This window comes from Ardenticatenales bacterium (assembly GCA_020634515.1).
In the GTDB taxonomy this organism is placed as follows: Bacteria; Chloroflexota; Anaerolineae; order Promineifilales; family Promineifilaceae; genus JAGVTM01.
The window spans coordinates 63,075-80,063 of the sequence record JACKBL010000006.1; the positions used below are offsets into that span (position 1 = coordinate 63,075).

The 16,989-nt window shown below is 60.9% G+C and carries 13 protein-coding genes; 4 read left to right on the top strand and 9 right to left on the bottom strand.

Features of this window, described 5'->3' with window-relative positions:
- Window positions 1–88 precede the first annotated feature (88 nt).
- On the top strand, window positions 89–2,398 hold the full coding sequence (locus H6650_16185) for a c-type cytochrome (GenBank protein ID MCB8953546.1): 2,310 nt from the start codon (window positions 89–91) through the stop codon (window positions 2,396–2,398).
- Between the two features lie 620 nt (window positions 2,399–3,018).
- Entirely contained in the window at window positions 3,019–4,866 is a 1,848-nt protein-coding gene (glmS, locus tag H6650_16190) for a glutamine--fructose-6-phosphate transaminase (isomerizing) (GenBank protein ID MCB8953547.1), read from the top strand.
- A gap of 161 nt (window positions 4,867–5,027) precedes the next feature.
- Here glmS and fahA read toward each other — a convergent pair whose 3' ends face one another.
- The 9 genes from fahA to H6650_16235 all read right to left on the bottom strand — a co-directional run bounded on the left by fahA (window position 5,028) and on the right by H6650_16235 (window position 13,898).
- A complete protein-coding gene (gene fahA / locus H6650_16195) occupies window positions 5,028–6,278 on the bottom strand; it encodes a fumarylacetoacetase (GenBank protein ID MCB8953548.1) in 1,251 nt (416 codons plus the stop codon).
- 26 nt (window positions 6,279–6,304) lie between these two features.
- Window positions 6,305–7,243: a hypothetical protein gene (locus H6650_16200; protein ID MCB8953549.1), complete on the bottom strand. Its 939-nt coding sequence runs from the start codon at window positions 7,241–7,243 to the stop codon at window positions 6,305–6,307.
- A gap of 54 nt (window positions 7,244–7,297) precedes the next feature.
- Window positions 7,298–7,780, bottom strand: a complete 483-nt coding sequence (gene paaJ, locus H6650_16205; protein ID MCB8953550.1) for a phenylacetate-CoA oxygenase subunit PaaJ — start codon at window positions 7,778–7,780, stop codon at window positions 7,298–7,300.
- A 135-nt stretch (window positions 7,781–7,915) separates the two neighbouring features.
- Window positions 7,916–8,671, bottom strand: coding sequence for a phenylacetate-CoA oxygenase subunit PaaC (gene paaC / locus H6650_16210; protein ID MCB8953551.1), 756 nt, complete (start codon window positions 8,669–8,671; stop codon window positions 7,916–7,918).
- Entirely contained in the window at window positions 8,664–9,245 is a 582-nt protein-coding gene (locus H6650_16215) for a phenylacetic acid degradation protein (GenBank protein MCB8953552.1), read from the bottom strand. The genes paaC and H6650_16215 overlap by 8 nt, the downstream gene beginning before the upstream one ends.
- Entirely contained in the window at window positions 9,242–10,183 is a 942-nt protein-coding gene (paaA, locus tag H6650_16220; protein MCB8953553.1) for a 1,2-phenylacetyl-CoA epoxidase subunit A, read from the bottom strand. Before paaA ends, H6650_16215 begins: the two co-directional genes overlap by 4 nt.
- A gap of 343 nt (window positions 10,184–10,526) precedes the next feature.
- Entirely contained in the window at window positions 10,527–11,096 is a 570-nt protein-coding gene (locus tag H6650_16225; GenBank protein ID MCB8953554.1) for a histidine phosphatase family protein, read from the bottom strand.
- Between the two features lie 11 nt (window positions 11,097–11,107).
- The gene (locus H6650_16230; protein ID MCB8953555.1) at window positions 11,108–12,511 is read right to left on the bottom strand and encodes a C39 family peptidase; all 1,404 of its coding nucleotides are present in this window, start codon (window positions 12,509–12,511) and stop codon (window positions 11,108–11,110) included.
- Between the two features lie 46 nt (window positions 12,512–12,557).
- Window positions 12,558–13,898 carry a C39 family peptidase gene (locus tag H6650_16235; protein ID MCB8953556.1) on the bottom strand — a complete coding sequence of 447 codons (1,341 nt, stop codon included), beginning with the start codon at window positions 13,896–13,898 and terminating at the stop codon, window positions 12,558–12,560.
- A gap of 411 nt (window positions 13,899–14,309) precedes the next feature.
- On the opposite strand from H6650_16235, the gene H6650_16240 reads away from it, so the two are divergent.
- Both H6650_16240 and H6650_16245 read left to right on the top strand, forming a co-directional pair.
- A complete protein-coding gene (locus tag H6650_16240; protein MCB8953557.1) occupies window positions 14,310–15,851 on the top strand; it encodes an SAM-dependent DNA methyltransferase in 1,542 nt (513 codons plus the stop codon).
- A complete protein-coding gene (locus H6650_16245; GenBank protein MCB8953558.1) occupies window positions 15,835–16,986 on the top strand; it encodes a restriction endonuclease subunit S in 1,152 nt (383 codons plus the stop codon). The genes H6650_16240 and H6650_16245 overlap by 17 nt, the downstream gene beginning before the upstream one ends.
- Window positions 16,987–16,989: the final 3 nt, after the last annotated feature.

A 16,989-nucleotide genomic window follows, 5' to 3' on the forward strand; every position in this document is an offset into this window, starting at 1 on the left:
CGCTTGATGGCACGTTCGCCGCCCCCCCATTTGCCATGCTGGTGTTATAATCCCCCCGACCTTTCTGTGGGTGGGGAACGATTCTGCTGTGTCCGCCGCGGCGTGGCAAAGCGTCAGAATGCCGGCGGTGCAGCAGATGGTTAAGGTGGACTGGATGAAATTGGAGGATGCGAAGTCGCAGCCAATGAAGGAATCAATTACGAATGTCAGGAGTCGCTGGCTCCGCATCTTGCTAATGGTAGGCGTCATTGTGGTGCTTGCCGGCATTTTTTCCCCGCGCGATCATGGCCGTGTGGGCATTGCCGCCGCGAAGGCGCAGTTTCTGGACGTGAAATCGCTCAATGGGCTGGCGCTGAACCAGTCGTTCGTGTACCAACTGGCGCTGGCGGACACGGGGCTGGCGTCGCTGCTGGCGGGGAAGCAGGTTGATTTTGTCTCCGCGGTCCGGCTCAGTTATGGTGAAAGTGGCGATTGGCGGGGAGATGGATGCCGGCATTACAACTGCGCCCTCCTCACCCTCTACAACTACACCGACGGCGGAACCATCGAAGCCCTCCTCAACCTCGACACCCGTAAACTCCTCGACCAATGGCTCAACCCCACCGCCCGCCCCGGAGCCGGCGAGTACACCTTCCAGCGCGCCCTGCAAATCGCCAACAGCGACGCCCGCGTACGCGCCATCCTCGGCGACCTCAGCCAACTGGACATCGCCATGGTTCCCATGTCCGCCTGGCTGCAAGACGACGCCTGCGCCACCGACTGGTGCCTCGACCTCACCTTCCACGCCCCCGACAAAAGCGGCCGCATCTTCCACGTCTTCGTCAACATGCAGCGCGGCCAGGTCGCCCGCACTTTCTACAGCCGCGCCCGCGCCGACCGCCCCTACCAGCCGCCCCTCAACGACATTCTGGCCGCGCAGGGCAACCTGTTCGACAACGGTTGCCACGAGCAGTACGGCTGGGACGTCTGCTGGGACATGACGGCGCACGACGGCGTCAACTTCCGCGACGCCACCTACAACGGCGCGCCCATCTTCTCCAGCATCAAAATCGGCCAGGTGGAAGTCTGGTATCCCAGTTGGCCCGGCGGCTATCGGGACGAAATCGGCTTCCAGGCATCCGTCCCGCCCAAATTCGGCACGCAGGTGACGGACCTCGGCGATGGCTTTGAGGTGCGCCAGTTGTTCACGGAACCGTTCGACTGGCCCAACTGCATCTGCTGCTACCGGTACGAGGAGATTATTACGTTCTACGCCGATGGCGGCTTTGAACCCCGCTTCATCTCCCACGGTCCCGGCTGCGACGACCCCTCCACCTACCGCCCCACCTGGCGGCTCGACCTGAACCTGGATGGACAGGCGGATGAGCAGGCGTGGCTGTGGCAGGATGGCGACTGGTCGCAGTTGCAAACAGAAACGGAATTTGACCTGTATCAAAACACATCTCCGCTGGATGAAAAACTGGCCATTCTCGCCGATGATCTCGCCTACCGCTGGCATCCCACGCGCAATGACCCCTTTGGCGTCGATGAGGCGCGCATTTTTGTGCTAAAAGCCAACGCGGGCGAAGGCGAAGGGTCGATCCTCACCGGCGCGGCGAACACCTTCCAGCCGCCCAGCCAATGGTTGAACGACGAAAGCCTGGTCAATACGCATCCGATTTTCTGGTACGTGCCTATTTTGAAGACGAAGAAGGGCGGTCCCTGGTGGTGCATGCCCGATCCCGCGCCGGAAACGTCCCCTTGCGAAGCGGTGGTGCGCCTGCAGCCGGGCGGGGCGCTGACGGAGCCGACGATGGAGGAACTGGCCCAGATGCCGCCCACGCCCACGCGCGTTGTGCCGCCGACGCCGGCGGCCACGGCCACGCCCACCAAAATCGAAGGTAGCGACGCGCTCACTATCATCAACAATGCCGGCTGCACAAGTTGCCACCAGATCGGCGACATCGGCGAGGCGCACAAAGTCGGCCCTGATCTGTCCAATATCGGCGTAGACGCGGCCGCCCGCCTTCCCGACTTTTCCGCTGCCGACTACATTCGCCAGTCCATTCTGGAGCCGAACGCTTTCCTGGCGCCCGTTTGCCCCAACAGTGGTTGCTTGCCGAACATCATGCCCCAGGATTATGGGCAGCGGCTGACGGAGGACCAACTGCGGACGGTTGTCGCCTTTTTGCTCACGCAGCGCGCGGCTGCTGACGCCGTGTCCACGTCTCTGCCACCAACGCTGCCGCCCGCCGTGGGACAGGCGACGCCGACGCCTATGCCGGCATCATCCGCGCCGCCATCTTCTTCGGGTAGTGGGCTGCTGCTCCCCGTGGCCCTCACATTAGGCTTGATCCTGGCCTTGATTGTGCTCCGCCGCCGCGCCGCCGCCCGCCCGCCGACGGAGTCATCTGAGTGACGTGGTGTTCAAGGTCTATTTCCGCGACCATACGGAAAGTGAATCCCGTTTCAGCCCGCGTGGGATAGTAGGCTAATCGTCGCTTGACAAAACCAATTTGACGGGCTACCATCCACGCCAATAGTTGCCAGAGCGGCCATAGTGCCGGCATTTACAATTGCATAGATGGGCGTTCCACAGCGCCAGGCCCCCACAACGGGGGTGACGCGGCGGAGGTTTCTCACCGCGAGGTGAGATTAAGGCCGGAGTGCAAATGACTCCGGCTGAAAAGCGATTAGATCGGCGGGTGCCTCCCAGGGTGACCACACCTTGACGTCCAGCTCCAGACGAAGCCATGCCCCAAAAGACCCCTGGCAGGTCACAGCGGGCGCGGCAGTGGTGGGAGTCGTTTCCCGTTGACGGTTTTCCGTTGACGGTTAGCCCTCCCTTTTCTCCATTGGGGCGCGACCCATCTCGCACACAATTCAATACAACGGCTCGTGAGCGGACCCATCCGCGGCATTTTGCCCTGGCTCCCGCTTGCGCGCCCCTATGGGGACGAAGACCCGGCCAGGCCGCCAGGCAGCTTTCTGCTTCCTGCCCGCTGCCTGCCGCCTTCCCCCCTCACGTTGGAGGTCATCATGTGTGGAATTGTTGGCTATGTGGGGCCGCGCCAGGCTCCCGACATTATTCTGGAAGGGCTGCGACGGTTGGAGTATCGCGGGTACGATAGTGCCGGCATTGCCGTTCTCTCCCAAAATGGCGGCGTCTCCGTGCAGCGAGAAGTAGGCAAACTGCAGAACCTGGCCGCGCTGCTGGAAGATCATCCTCTGACCGGTCATGCCGGCATTGGACACACCCGCTGGGCCACCCACGGCGCGCCCAGCCAGCGCAACGCCCACCCGCACACCAGCATGCGCGGGCGCGTCACCCTCGTCCACAACGGCATCGTGGAAAACTTCGCCGCCCTGCGCGATGAACTGGAAGCGGAAGGCATCCACTTTCAATCAGAAACGGACACCGAAGTAATCGCCCAGCTTATCGAACGTCACCTGGAGGCGGGGCAGGACCTGGTTACGGCCACGCGCGGCGCGCTGCGGCAACTCAAAGGGGCCAATGCCGTCGTCGTCATGAGCATAGACACGCCCGACGTGCTCATCGCCGCCCGCCTGGGCAACGCCGGCGGCATCACCCTGGGCGTGGGCGCGGATGAGATGTTTATCGCCTCCGACATCCCCGCCATCCTGGAGCAGACGCGGCAGATGGTCTTCCTGGAGAATCGGCAGATGGCCATCGTGCGCCGCGACCGCTATCAGGTGATAAACGTGGACAGCGGCGACACGGTGAGTACGGAACTGCACGCCATCTCCTGGGACCCCGTGAGCGCCATCAAGGGGGAGTACAAGCACTTCATGCAGAAGGAAATCTTCGAACAGCCGCGGGCCATGATCGACACGCTACGCGGGCGGGTTGATTTTGAGCAGGGGCGGGTGTCGCTGCCGGAAATGAACCTGACGGCGGAACTGGCGCGGCGGCTGCAGAAGATCATCATTGTCGCCTGCGGAACCAGTTACTACGCCGGGTTGGTGGGCAAATACCTGCTGGAATCCATCGCCCGCGTCCCCACGGAAGTGGCCTACGCCTCCGAATTTCGCTACTACGACCCGATTGTCGATCCGCACACGGCGGTGCTGTCCATTACCCAATCGGGCGAGACGGCGGACACCCTCGCCGCCAGCGAACTGGCGCGCCAGCGCGGAGCCATCTCCTGGTCCATCGTCAACGTCATCGGCAGCCAGTCGATGCGCCTGGCGGATGGCTATATCGCCATGCACAGCGGCCCAGAAATTGGCGTCGCCAGCACGAAGGCGTTCACGACTTCGCTGGTGGACCAATATCTGCTGGCCTGTGCCCTGGGGCATTTGCGCGGCACGGTCTCCGACGCGCGGCTGGCGCAACTGGTGGATGACCTGGCGCACCTGCCGGATATGGCGGGACGGGTGCTGGACCGCGACGCCGAATATGAGGCGTTAGCCAACCGCTATCACCGCCCGGAGCATTTTCTTTTCTTGGGGCGGGGGATCAATTTCCCGATTGCGTTGGAAGGGGCGCTAAAACTGAAGGAAATCAGCTACATCCATGCCGAAGGGTATGCGGCGGGCGAGATGAAGCATGGGCCGATTGCGTTGATTGATGAGAATATGCCGGTGGTGGCGATTGCCACGCAGGATCAGGTGTACGAGAAGATGGTGAGCCAGATTGAGCAGGCGAAGGCGCGCGGCGGGCGGGTGATTGCCCTGGCCACGGAGGGGGATGAGGCGATTGGGGATAAGGTGGATGATGTGGTGTTTGTGCCGGCATCTCCCCCCTCCCTTGCCCCCATCCTCAACGTCATCCCCCTGCAACTGCTCAGCTACCACATCGCCGTCCGCCGCGGCTGCGACGTAGACCAGCCGCGCAACCTCGCCAAATCCGTCACCGTGGAGTAAACGGCCAATAGCAAATGGGAAACGTAGCTAGATTGGACCAATTTCACCGGAGAAAATTGGTCCAATCGGGCTTAGCCGTTACCGGGAAACGATGAATCGACGCTTTCCCGCGTGAGATCGTCAGTGGCGAGGCCCTTTCATGGGCGAAAGTGCCTCGTCACTCACCCCGCCAGCGGCGGCAGCAGGCGGGCGCTCACTTCGCCGAAGCCGACGCGATAGCCGTCCCCCTGCGCCCAACCTGTGAGCGTGACGCGATCGCCGTCTTGCAGGAATTTGCGCGACTCGCCATTGGGCAAGGCGAGCGGCTGACTGCCGCGCCAGGTCAACTCCAGCATGGAGCCGTAGGAATCGGGCGAGGGGCCGCTGATCGTGCCCGACGCCAGCAGGTCGCCGGGGCGCAAGTTGCAACCCGTGATGGTGTGGTGCGCCAACTGCTGGCACATGTTCCAGTAAAGATAGCGGAAATTGGAGCGGCAGATGGGGTGCGGCGCGGCCATCTGTTCACTTTGCAGATGCACTTCCAGATGAATGTCGTAGGCCCAGTCGCCCACGCTGCGCAGGTAGGGCAGCGGTGCGGGGTCCTGTGGTGGCGAGGGCCGGCGGAACGGCTCCAGCGCGTCCAGCGTGACCACCCAGGGGGAGATGGAGGTCGCCAGATTTTTCGCCAGGAAGGGGCCGAGCGGCTGGTATTCCCATTTTTGGATGTCGCGCGCGCTCCAGTCGTTGACGAGGACGAGGCCGAAGATGTGGTCGGCGGCGTTTTGCACGGGCACGGGATGCCCCAGATCGTTGCCGGGGCCGATGAAGAAGCCCATCTCCAGTTCAAAATCCATCAAGCGGCTGGGGCCAAAGGTGGGGGCGGCGTCACCGTCGCGGATGGTTTGTCCGTGGGGGCGGTGGATGTCTATGCCGCCGGGGATGATGGAGCTGGCGCGCCCGTGGTAGGCGACGGGCAGGTGCAGCCAGTTGGGCATGAGGGCGTTTTCGCGGCCACGGAACATGATGCCCACGTTGGTGGCGTGTTCGCGGGAGGAGTAGAAGTCGGTGTAGTCGCCGATTTGTGCCGGCATTTCCATCACCACATCCGCCTGCCGCCAAAACAGCTTCGACCGCAATTCCGCGTTATCGCGCAGCGTCGGCGTTTCCGCGTCCAGCAGATGCCGCAACGTCGCGCGCACCGCCAGCCACGTCTCACGCCCCGCCGCCATGAACGCATTCAGGCTGGGCTGGCTGAAGAAATCCGTCTCCAGCAAGGCGTAACGCTCCAACTGCGCCAGGTCCAGCACATCGTCGCCAATCGCCACGCCCACGCGCGGCGGGCCACCGGCGGCGGGCCGAAACACGCCGTAGGGCAGGTTTTGGATGGGAAAATGGGATTCGGGGGAGACCGGGATGAAGGATTTTGTAGACATAATCAAATGGGTGAATGGGTGAATGGTTAAGGGGACAGGTGTTGTTGCAAGTCCTGGCGGGGTTCGTCGAAGCTGCAACTGCCGTAGGAGATGAGGGTGGCGGCGCGCAGGGCGTCGATCTCCAGGACGGAGGCGGAGAGGTCGCCCCAGGCGAAGTGAGCGTCGGTGAAGGTGAAGTTGGCGGGGTTTTCGTCGGCCAGGATGGGGGCGATCTCGTCGGCGCGCAGGTGGTAGACGTGGGCGAGGATGGCGGCGCCAAACAGGTTGACGAAGCCGTGCATGTGGGTGTTTACGTCCGCGCTGAAGTGGCGGAAGGGGTGGTGCAGGCCGGCGGTGGCTTTAAGGGGAATGCCGGCATCTCGACAAGCCACAATCGCCGCCGCCACCTGAGTGACGGCGGGGAACGCATCCGCCGTGACGCCGCCGCAGCGTAGTTTGAAGCCCGCCTGCGCGCGAAAATGGTTGTTGTGCGTGGCGATGCGCCAGGCCGTGGGGCGCAGGCGGCTCTCCCAGGTGGCATCGAAGGGGATTTCGTAGAAGGGGCGTAGTCCCGCTTCTTGCAGCGGTGCGCCGACGGCCGTCAACAAACCGGATAGGTCCGCGGCGGCGGGCAGGCGCACTTCGTAGGCGTCGCCGGTCACGCGCGCGCCATACTGCCGGCGCAGCGCCGCCAGCGCGTCCAGGTCGGCGCGCACGCCGGCGAGGAAATCGTCGCCGCCGCTGCCGAGCAGGGAGAGGGCCAACGGATGGTCGGCGTCAAACGGGGCTATCTGGTCGGGTGTTAGCTGACGCAGGCGGGCGGCGGGGAGGATGAAGCGGGCCAGCATCCAGCGGTCGGGATGGCGTACGTAGGTGGCGTAGTTGGCGAGGGCTGCGTTGAGGGGGAGGTTGGCGGGAGGGAAAATGCCGGCATAATCAATCAACCCCGCCATAAACGCATACAAACTTAGATTCACGGACAACATTTGAGAAACCTGAGAAACCGGGTTCTTGGGGAAAACCCGGTTTCTCGCTCATGCCTACAGCGGCTTGAACTGCTCGAACGGCTGCTGGCAATCGTTACAATAGTAAATGGCGCGGCAGAGGGTGGGGCCAAAGCTGTTCTTCAACGTCGTGTTCAGCGAGTCGCAATAGGGGCAGGCCACCGGCTCAAAGAACGTCACCGCCATGCTGCCCCCATGCCGGCGCGGCGGGGCCAGGCCAAACGACTTCAACTTGCGTCGCCCCTCCTCCGTAATCCAATCGCTGGTCCAGGCGGGAGCCAGCGTCATTTCCACGGTCACGTCCGCTATGCCCAACGCCACCACTGCATCCCGTACATCTCGCCGCATCACTTCCAGCGCCGGGCAGCCGGAAAAAGTGGGCGTCATGGTCACGACGACTGCTTCATCCACTACGCTGACCTCGCGCACAATGCCCATTTCCACCAGCGAAACCACCGGAATCTCCGGGTCTTTCACCCGCGATACCGCTTCCCAGACTGCTTCTTCCGTAATCATCATCATCATCATCTTCTTCATTTCGTCCACCAACTCTAACAGGTTCGTCGTGCCGGCAACCTTCGCTAAAGCGGGACTCCCATGCCGTACCACCAACTGACAACCATCAATTACCAACCCGTCCGTTTCCTCCCCCTATCACCATTCCGCCTGCGGGTCGGCGCGGGCGACCATTTGCATTTCCGCGAGCAGGTCCGCCAGATGTGGCGTGTGTTCGTGACGCGAACGGGCGGGCGCGCCCAGCGTTTGTGGCAGACGCAGACCGCTCTGCTGCAAATGGGGCAGTACAATACCCTCCCAATCTCGCTTGACGCCGCTCAATGCCGGCACAATACCCGCTCGCACAAGGGCCTCTTCCTCCGGCAGCGGCTGGAAAAGCTGGTCTACGTAGGGCCACAATGCTTCTAGCGCCACCTGCATCCGACGCGCCGATTCCGCCGTGCCCAAAGCCAATCGCTCCACCCACGTCTGCGCATGACGCAAGTGGTACACTTCTTCGCGCCGAATCTTGGCCGCCGCTTGCGCCAGTGGCGTGTAACGGCTGCTCTCGGCGGCGGTGAGGAAGGCGAATTCGTAGGCGTCGAAGAAGAATTGCCGCAGCATTGTGAAGGCCCAGTCTCCTTTGGGCAACTCGACGATCTGCGTGCAGCGGAATTCGGGCGCATCGCGGAAGAAGGCCAGGGTATCTGGGTCGGAGCCGTCGAGGTCGCCGGCCAGGTTGTAGTAGAGGGAGGCGTGCCCCAGTTCGTCCTGGGCGATGTTTGCCAGGGCGATGTCTTCCTCCAGGATGGGGGCGTGCCCGGTCCACTCGGCGTCGCGGTGGGCAAGGATTAGTTCGTCGTCACCCAGGGCGATCAGTTTCGCCAATAGGGTGTGCCGCAGGGCATCATTCATCTCCATCGTCATTGTCTCCCTCCTGTTGGCTTCCGCCATGCAGCCGCTTCTGCCGCAGAGGGCTGACGGTTCCGTAGGCGGATTGATGGCGGTAGGTCTTGTCAAATGCGGGGGTGAAAAGGCTGTCAATGTCTGCATCGTCGCTGTGGGAAATGGCGGATGCCGGCACTATCCACCACACAAACGCCGCCGCATCCGTAAACTGCGCCACCGCCTGCCGCAGCGCCGCCAACGGCGTCACCGCTTCTACTTCCCCTACATGCTCCACAAACGTCATCGAACGCCGCTGGCTCGTCTTGCGAAACACCAAAAATGTCTGCGTGGGTTGGTCTGCCTCGCCGCCATCCTCACTCTCCGGCGGCGCATCCGCCAACTCCTCCGCCGTGCGGCTGAGGATGGCGGCGGCGGGCGCCACCCAAAGACTGTGGCAGCGGGGACGGCGTACAAACACATCCCGCGCGTTTTGCAGAGCCATCTCCGCGTCCGGCGCGTGTACGGAGCCAATCGCCTGGTGCGGTTTGTCCGGCGTGTCTTGCTTAAACACCTCGTAGCGAGGCCATTGTGTGTCATTCATGCGGTTACTCTCTCCGCCTGCTGACGACGGGCATATGCCTCCAACGCCTCCCGCACCCACAGGCCATCTTCATGCGCCGCGCGCCGCGCCGCCATCCGCTCCGCGTTGCACGGACCATTGCCGCGCACCACCCGCCAGAACTCATCCCAATCAATTGGGCCATGCATCCAATGCCCGCTTACCTCGTCAAAAACCATCTCTGGATCGGGCACGGTGAGGCCAATCGCCAGAAATTCGGGAACCATCTCGTTCACAAATTCCTCGCGCAGCTCATCGTTCGTTTTCGTCTTGACGCCCCAGCGCACCAGCATGGGCGTGTTTGGGGAGTCTGTATCGTGCGGGCCAAACATCATCAAGGCGGGCCACCACCAGCGGTTTAGCGCGTCCTGGGCCATGTGCCGCTGCGCGGGCGTGCCTTGTGCATACTTGACGATCATTTCCTTGCCTTGCTTGAAATGGAACGTCTCTTCCGCGCAAATGCGCACCATCGCCCGCGAATAGGGGCCGTAGGAGGCGTGCGCCAACATCGTCTGATTCTTGATGGCCGCGCCATCCACGAGCCAGCCAATCATGCCTATGTCCGCCCATGTCAGCGTGGGGTAGTTGAAGACGCTGGAGTATTTGGCCTTGCCGGTGAGCAAAGCCTCCAACATCTCTTCCCGCGTGACGCCCAGTGACTCGGCCGCGTGGTAGAGGTACTGCCCGTGGCCGCCCTCGTCCTGCACTTTGGCGATGAGGACCATTTTGCGGCGCAGGCTGGGCGCGTGCGGAATCCATTTGCCTTCCGGCAGCATGCCCACCACTTCGCTGTGCGCGTGCTGGGAGATCATGCGAATGAGCTGCCGGCGGTACTCATCCGGCATCCAGTCGCCCGGTTCAATCTTCTCGCCGCGGGCGATGCGGGCTTCAAATTCGGCCAGTTTTTCTTCTTCGGTCATAACAGGTCGCCTCTCTTGGATTGGAGAAGTGGAAAGGAAGTGGGTGTTGCTGTATGTGTCGAGCATGCCGTGCTGCTTGTCGCACGGTGGTCAATCATGTGAAAAAGGGCACAATTGTCAAATTATTCAGCTTATTGTAGCGCAGAGGCGGGCGTGAGCGCCACTCCTTTTGCCTGAAATCCGGGTGGGAACGGGCATAATTGGGCGCGGAGGCATGGCAAATTGATACCATTGGAAGCGCGCCGTTGCCAAAGGCGGTGGCGCTTCACGAACGCGAGTCCGGCGCTTTCGACCTGTTCCATGGGGAAAAGGGAAGCCGTGGGGGACAGGTCGGCGTTTTGAATTACGCGGTGATGGTTTGCCGGAGGGCGAAGGTGGGGAGGGAGAGAACGGCGCAGGCGGGCATGGTGAGTTGGCGCCAGAATGGGAGCGGGTCCAGGTTGTTGTGCGCGGCGATGAAGAGGGAGAGGACCGTGCCGTGCGTGACGATGGCCAGGGTTTGGTGGGGATATTGGCGTAGGAGGGCGGCGATGCCGGCATCAAACCGAACACGAGCCTGATCCGCGGACTCTTCGCCAAAAACCACGTCATGCGGATGGGCAAAGAGGCGGGCAATGGCCGCCTGGAAATCGGCGGCCTCATCAAACCAGGGGGCGGTTTCGCGCCGATGCTCGTGCAGGTCGGGGGCGGGGGCGCAGGGCAGGTCCAGGACGGCGGCCATGATCTCGCCGGTGCGGATGGCTTTGGGTTCGTGGCTGGTGAGGATGCGGGCGGGGGCGTAGGGAGCCAGATGGCGGCGGGCAAAGGCGGCGCATATCGGTTCGGCGGTGGGGGTGAGGGTCCAGCGAGATGCCGGCATTTCCCGCACCACCCGCGACGGACCATGACGAATCAGCAGCAGCCGGGATTCCACCTGTGCGACACCTACGGCAGCGAATCCAGCGCCCACTGAATCGGGTACGAATTCTCGTTCAACTTCAAACCCTGCTGGTACGCCGCGCGCGCGCCACTGATGTCTCCCAAGAACGCCAGCGCGTGCCCCTTGTACAGATACGTTTCCTCGACATTGCGTCCCCCCGTCGTCTCCAGCGTCGTATCCGCCATCGTCAGCATATCCTGGTAGCGCCCCACCTTCATGTAGGCAATATAGGGGCGGAATTCGTACCACAACATACGCGGGGGAATGCCCAGGATGAAGGATTGATCAAACGCCGCCGCGCCCTGCTCGTAATAGTCGCGCGTGCCCGTTTGCTCGCCCAGGCGGGTCAGACTCGTGCCCAGGTTGAACCAGGCGAAAGCGTCCGTCTGGTTGGCTTCGATGGCTGCCTGCGCCCGCAGCGCCGCATTCTGCCACATCTTGATGGGATCATTCAGGTCGCCCAGGATCGCCTGCACCAAATTTTCCTGGTACGGCTGGTAAATGACAAAGAAAGAGTAGTTGAACTCCTCCCAGGCGGCGTTGATTTCGTCGTAGGTGTCCTCGCGCCCGCTGTCATCCCAGGGGCCAAGATAGGTGTCCTGGCTGCGAAGTGTGCGAGCCTCCTCGTCGTAGCCATAAACGGTGAGATAATGGCCGTACCAGCCCTCGCGCTCGTTTGGCTCATACCCCTTCTCAATGATTACGGGGATGCCGTTGGCGATAAAGGTGCGGATGAGGTCAATCGTGCCGCTGCTGTGGGCGGAGGAGCGCAGCCCGGTCTGTTCGTTCACGTAGTCCGCCATCTGCCACGGGCTGACGTTGCGGTCTTCGGGATTGGGCTTGAGGTAGGCGGCGGCCTCTGTCTGTGTCGTGGGGTCGCCCCAGAAATTGAGGACCATGGAGAGGTTGGCGGGGCCGCAGTTGTTGAAGTTTTGCGGGCGGTTTTTCAGCCCTTCCAACGCTTTGGCGGGGGGTTGGGCGGCCAGGACGACGGTCTCCGTGGGGATGGCGATGGGGGTCGGCGTGGCGGTGGGGGCCGGGGTGGGGATGGTGGTGGGGGCCGGGGTGTTGACGTCCGCCGTGGCGGCGGTGGGTTCGGGCGTGACCGGCGCGGCGGTGGGCGTGGGGGGCGTGGGGGGCGTGGTGGCGGTGGGATTGGCGAAGTCGAGCGTGGGCAGCCCGACCTGGCCTTTTTGGGCTAATGCGCCACTGGGAACGGGCAAAGATGCCGGCAGCGGCGTCGTCACCAAATCAAACACCGGCCGCAAAATGGGCGCGCGCGCCTGCAAGCGCACCGTCAGGCTGCCCGGCAGCGCCTGCACCACGCGCGGCAGCGCCAGCAGCCCCAACCCCAACACAGCTTGGGCCAGGGCTAATAAAATGATAATTCGCTTTGTCTTTTGACTCATCGTGTCATCCTGTTGGAAAAAACCCGATTTCGGACCTGGGCGTCGGTCAGTTACCGTCGGTCATTTGCGCCAGCGCCACCTGCGCGGGTTGATAGTTCGGGTTGAAGGCGACGGCGCGTTGCAAATTGCGGCGGGCTTCCTCAGCCTGCCCCAACGCCTGCTGCGCCAGCGCCTTGTAGTAAAACGCTTCCTCGAAATAAGGGCGATCTTGCAGCGTCACGTCCGCCAGTAGAATCACGTCCGCATAACGCCCAACCTGATAGTAGGCTTCATACGGGCCAAATTGATACCACAACATGCGCCAGGGCAGGCCGATATTGCGCGCCTGATCGAAAGCCGTGGCCGCCCGCTCATACTCGCCCAGCGCGTTGTACACCGTCCCCAGGTCAAACCAGAGATAGGGATTTTGCGGGTCGGCGCCGAGGAGCGATTGCACCGTCGTCAGTGCCCTTTGCCACATGACGGCGTCGTCCATGTCCGCGCCCATGATGCGGGCCACTGTCTCCGCCTGTTCGGGACGGTAGAGGGCGATGTAGTTGTTGTTAAACTGTCGCCAATAGGTTTGCAACACATCGTAGGGAATGGTGCGCCCCTGGCGATCACCGTTCTCACCGGGCACGGCACTGGTTCCCAACCAGGAATCATACACCCAAACCTGCCCACGGGCATCATCGTAGGCGACGACGAGCAAATAGTGGCCGTACCACTCCATCCAGGCGTATTCGCCGGGCGGGTCGAGGCCGAGTTCAATGATCACGGGAATGCCGTTGGCGATAAATGCCCGCAGTTGGTCCAGGGTGCCGTTGGTGCGGTAGCGCGCGTCCAGGTTGGGCTGATCGTGCGCGTAGGCGGCTAACTCCCAGGGGGACACGTTGCGGTCTTCCGGGTCGGGCTTGACCACGCGGGCCACGTCGTACTGGCTCACGCCGATGTTGAAGTAGCTGAGGGCCATGGCCAGGGTGGCGGGACCGCAGTTGTTCCAGTCTTGGAATTGGTGATAGACGGGAGAGATACGCGCTTGTGCCGGCAAAGGCGTGGGCGTGATGGTGGGCGTGGGGGGGATGGAGGTAGGCGATGGTGGCGGGAGCGGGGTGGCGGTGGACTGCGCCAGCGGTCGCGGTGTGAGCGTGGGCGGGGGCGGCAGTGGGGTTTCTGTGGGGGCGGGGAGGCCGACGGGCTGCGCCAGGAGCTCCGCCGCGCCCTGGACGACGGCGACGGTGGGCAGGGCGGAGACGTGTTCGCGCACGCCGAGGGCCTGGATGGGTTCGGGCAGGCGAGCGACGTAGCGGCTGGGGATGGCTTTGAGGATGGTGGGGAGTTGCCAGGCGATGATGCCGGCAATTACCAATCCCCCAACCAGTATTGCGAACAGGGTGCGTCGTTTCATTGCATCCGTAAGACGGCCAATTTTGCCATGATTATCCGGTGTGTACGAAAAATGCCGGCAGCGGCACAGCCACCCCAACCAAAACGCCATTATAGCCACAACCCCCACCCATACCCGCCCAATTTCCCCCGCCCTCGCGAACTCTTACGCAACGCTCACGTAGCCCAAGATTGGTTCATTCTCCGAGAATGAACCAATCTAAAAAGGGGAAGCTATGTTTAGACAGTGTGACTATACAGATCATCTGCCCAGATTGGACCAATTTGCTCTGGTTGAATCTTATTGATGTCTACAAAATTGGTCCAATCTCTCGGAGACGTGAATAGTTACTAGACAGTTACGTACTGAACCTGTGCTATACTTGCGACCATTCCACGAAAGATTGGGTCAATCTGTAAGGGACAACAACGGATGGCGAACAACAACCAGGAAGAGCCAATTGAAAAGCAGCTATGGAAGGCGGCGGATAAGCTACGGAAGAATATCGACGCGGCGGAATATAAGCATGTGGTGCTGGGGCTGATTTTTCTGCGGTATATCTCAGATGCGTTTGCGGCGCTGCACCGCCGTTTGGTTAGCGAGCAGCACCTGGGAGCGGACCCGGAGGATCGGGACGAGTATCGGGCGGAGAACGTTTTCTTTGTGCCGCCGTCGGCGCGGTGGGGCTATTTGCAGGCGCGTGCCAAAGCGCCGGAGATTGGCAAAGACGTGGACAGCGCGATGGATGCTATTGAGCGGGATAACGCCAGCCTGCGCGGGGTGCTGCCGAAGGTGTACGCGCGCGGCAACCTGGACCCGACCAGCCTGGGCGGGCTGGTTGACTTGATTAGCAACGTGGCCCTGGACGCGGCGCAAGAGCGCAGCGCGGACGTGCTGGGTCACGTCTTTGAGTATTTCCTGGGGGAGTTTGCCCTGGCGGAGGGGAAGAAGGGCGGTCAGTTTTACACGCCCAAGAGCGTGGTGAAGCTGCTGGTGGAAATGCTGGAGCCATTTCAGGGGCGCGTTTTGGACCCGTGCTGCGGCTCCGGGGGGATGTTTGTGCAGTCGGAGACGTTTGTGGCCCGGCACCAGGGGCGGTTGAGCGATATTTCCATCTACGGTCAGGAGAGCAACCTGACGACGTGGCGGCTGGCGAAGATGAACCTGGCGATTCGGGGCATTGATAGTTCGCAGGTGGTGTGGAACAATGAAGGCTCGTTCCTCAATGACGCGCACAAAGATTTGAAGGCGGATTACGTAATTGCCAACCCGCCCTTCAATGATAGCGACTGGAGCGGGGACTTGCTGCGCGGGGACGCGCGCTGGCAGTATGGGGAGCCGCCGAACGGTAATGCCAACTACGCCTGGATACAGCATTTTGTGTACCACCTCAGCCCCGGCGGGCAGGCGGGTTTTGTGCTGGCGAAGGGGGCGCTGACCTCGAAAACGTCCGGGGAAGGGGATATTCGGCGGGAATTGGTGGAGGCGGGGCTGGTGGATTGCGTTGTGAATTTGCCGGCAAAGCTGTTCCTGAACACGCAAATTCCCGTCTCGCTCTGGTTCCTCAGCCGCAACCGGGCCAACGGCAAGTTCCGCGACCGGCGGCAGGAGATTTTGTTCATTGATGCGCGCAACCTGGGGCACCTGATTAACCGGCGCACGCGCGAGTTTTCCGACGAGGACATTGCGGCCATCGCCGGGGCCTACCACAACTGGCGCAACCGGAACGGGAAATATGAGGACGTGGCCGGCTTTTGCAAGGCGGCGCCGCTGGCGCGGGTGCGGGAACTGGACTATGTGCTGACGCCAGGGCGGTACGTGGGGCTGCCTGATGAGGAGGATGATTTCGACTTCGCCGAACGCTTCGCCGCGCTCCAAGCAGAATTAGCATTCCAAATTGCTGAAGAGACCCATTTGAATATGCTTATTCAAGAGAATTTAGCAAAGGTGATTTTCGATGATTCAGTGGGTTGAGTTCAGCTTGGAAGATTTGGCTGAACTGCACGATTATAGAAGAGTACCTCTCAGTAGTATGGAACGTGCTGCTAGACCTGGTCCCTATCCATATTACGGAGCATCGGGAATAATTGACTATATTGATGACTATCTGTTTGATGGTCACTATGTGTTGGTATCAGAGGATGGTGAGAATCTAAAATCGAGAAACTCTCCTATCGCTTTTAAGGCAACTGGCAAGTTTTGGGTCAATAATCATGCACATATTCTCAAAGCAAGAAAAGAGTATCTCAATGCTCTACTCGTTTATTATTTTCAGAATCTCGACCTGCACCCTTATATAACTGGAGCGGTTCAGCCAAAACTTAACCAGACCAATCTTCTATCAATACCCTTCTTTCTACCCAAGCGCGAGGAGAACCAAAGAGCCATTGCCGGCATTCTCTCCTCCCTCGACGACAAAATCGACCTCCTCCACCGCCAAAACCAAACCCTCGAAAACATCGCCCAAGCCCTCTTCCGCCACTGGTTCATTGATAATGCCGAAGACAGCTGGGAAGAATATAGAATAGGCGATCTTGTTAGCCATTTAAGGCGGAGTGTAAAACCAAGCGATCACCCTGGCGAGATATTCACACATTTCAGTATTCCCGCGTACGATAACGGGAAAATGCCTATTAGAGAGTTGGGAAGCGAAATTAGAAGCAACAAGTATCAAATCACACCATTTTCAATCCTGGTTTCAAAGCTCAATCCACGTTTCCCCAGAATTTGGGATATCTACTTCGAGCCAGAATCTAATTCGATTTGCTCAACTGAATTTCAGGTGTTTAGACCGACGCCTCTAGGAAATTTCGGGTTTCTTTATCACTTATTTAAGTCAAAAGAAGTAGTCGCTGAAATGCAAATATCCGCTTCTGGCACAAGTGGCAGCCATCAACGTGTCAGCCCAGAAGATATTCTTAGTATTTCTTTTTTAGCACCCGATCAAGAAGCAATTACTCGATTTTCAAGAATGATTGATCCCTTAACCCTTAAAAGAGTTAAGAATCTAACTCAGGCTCAGACACTCGGAAAACTGCGTGATACGTTGCTGCCCAAGCTGATGAGCGGCGAGGTGCGCGTCCGCTTTCCCCGATCAGATCATATTTAAAGC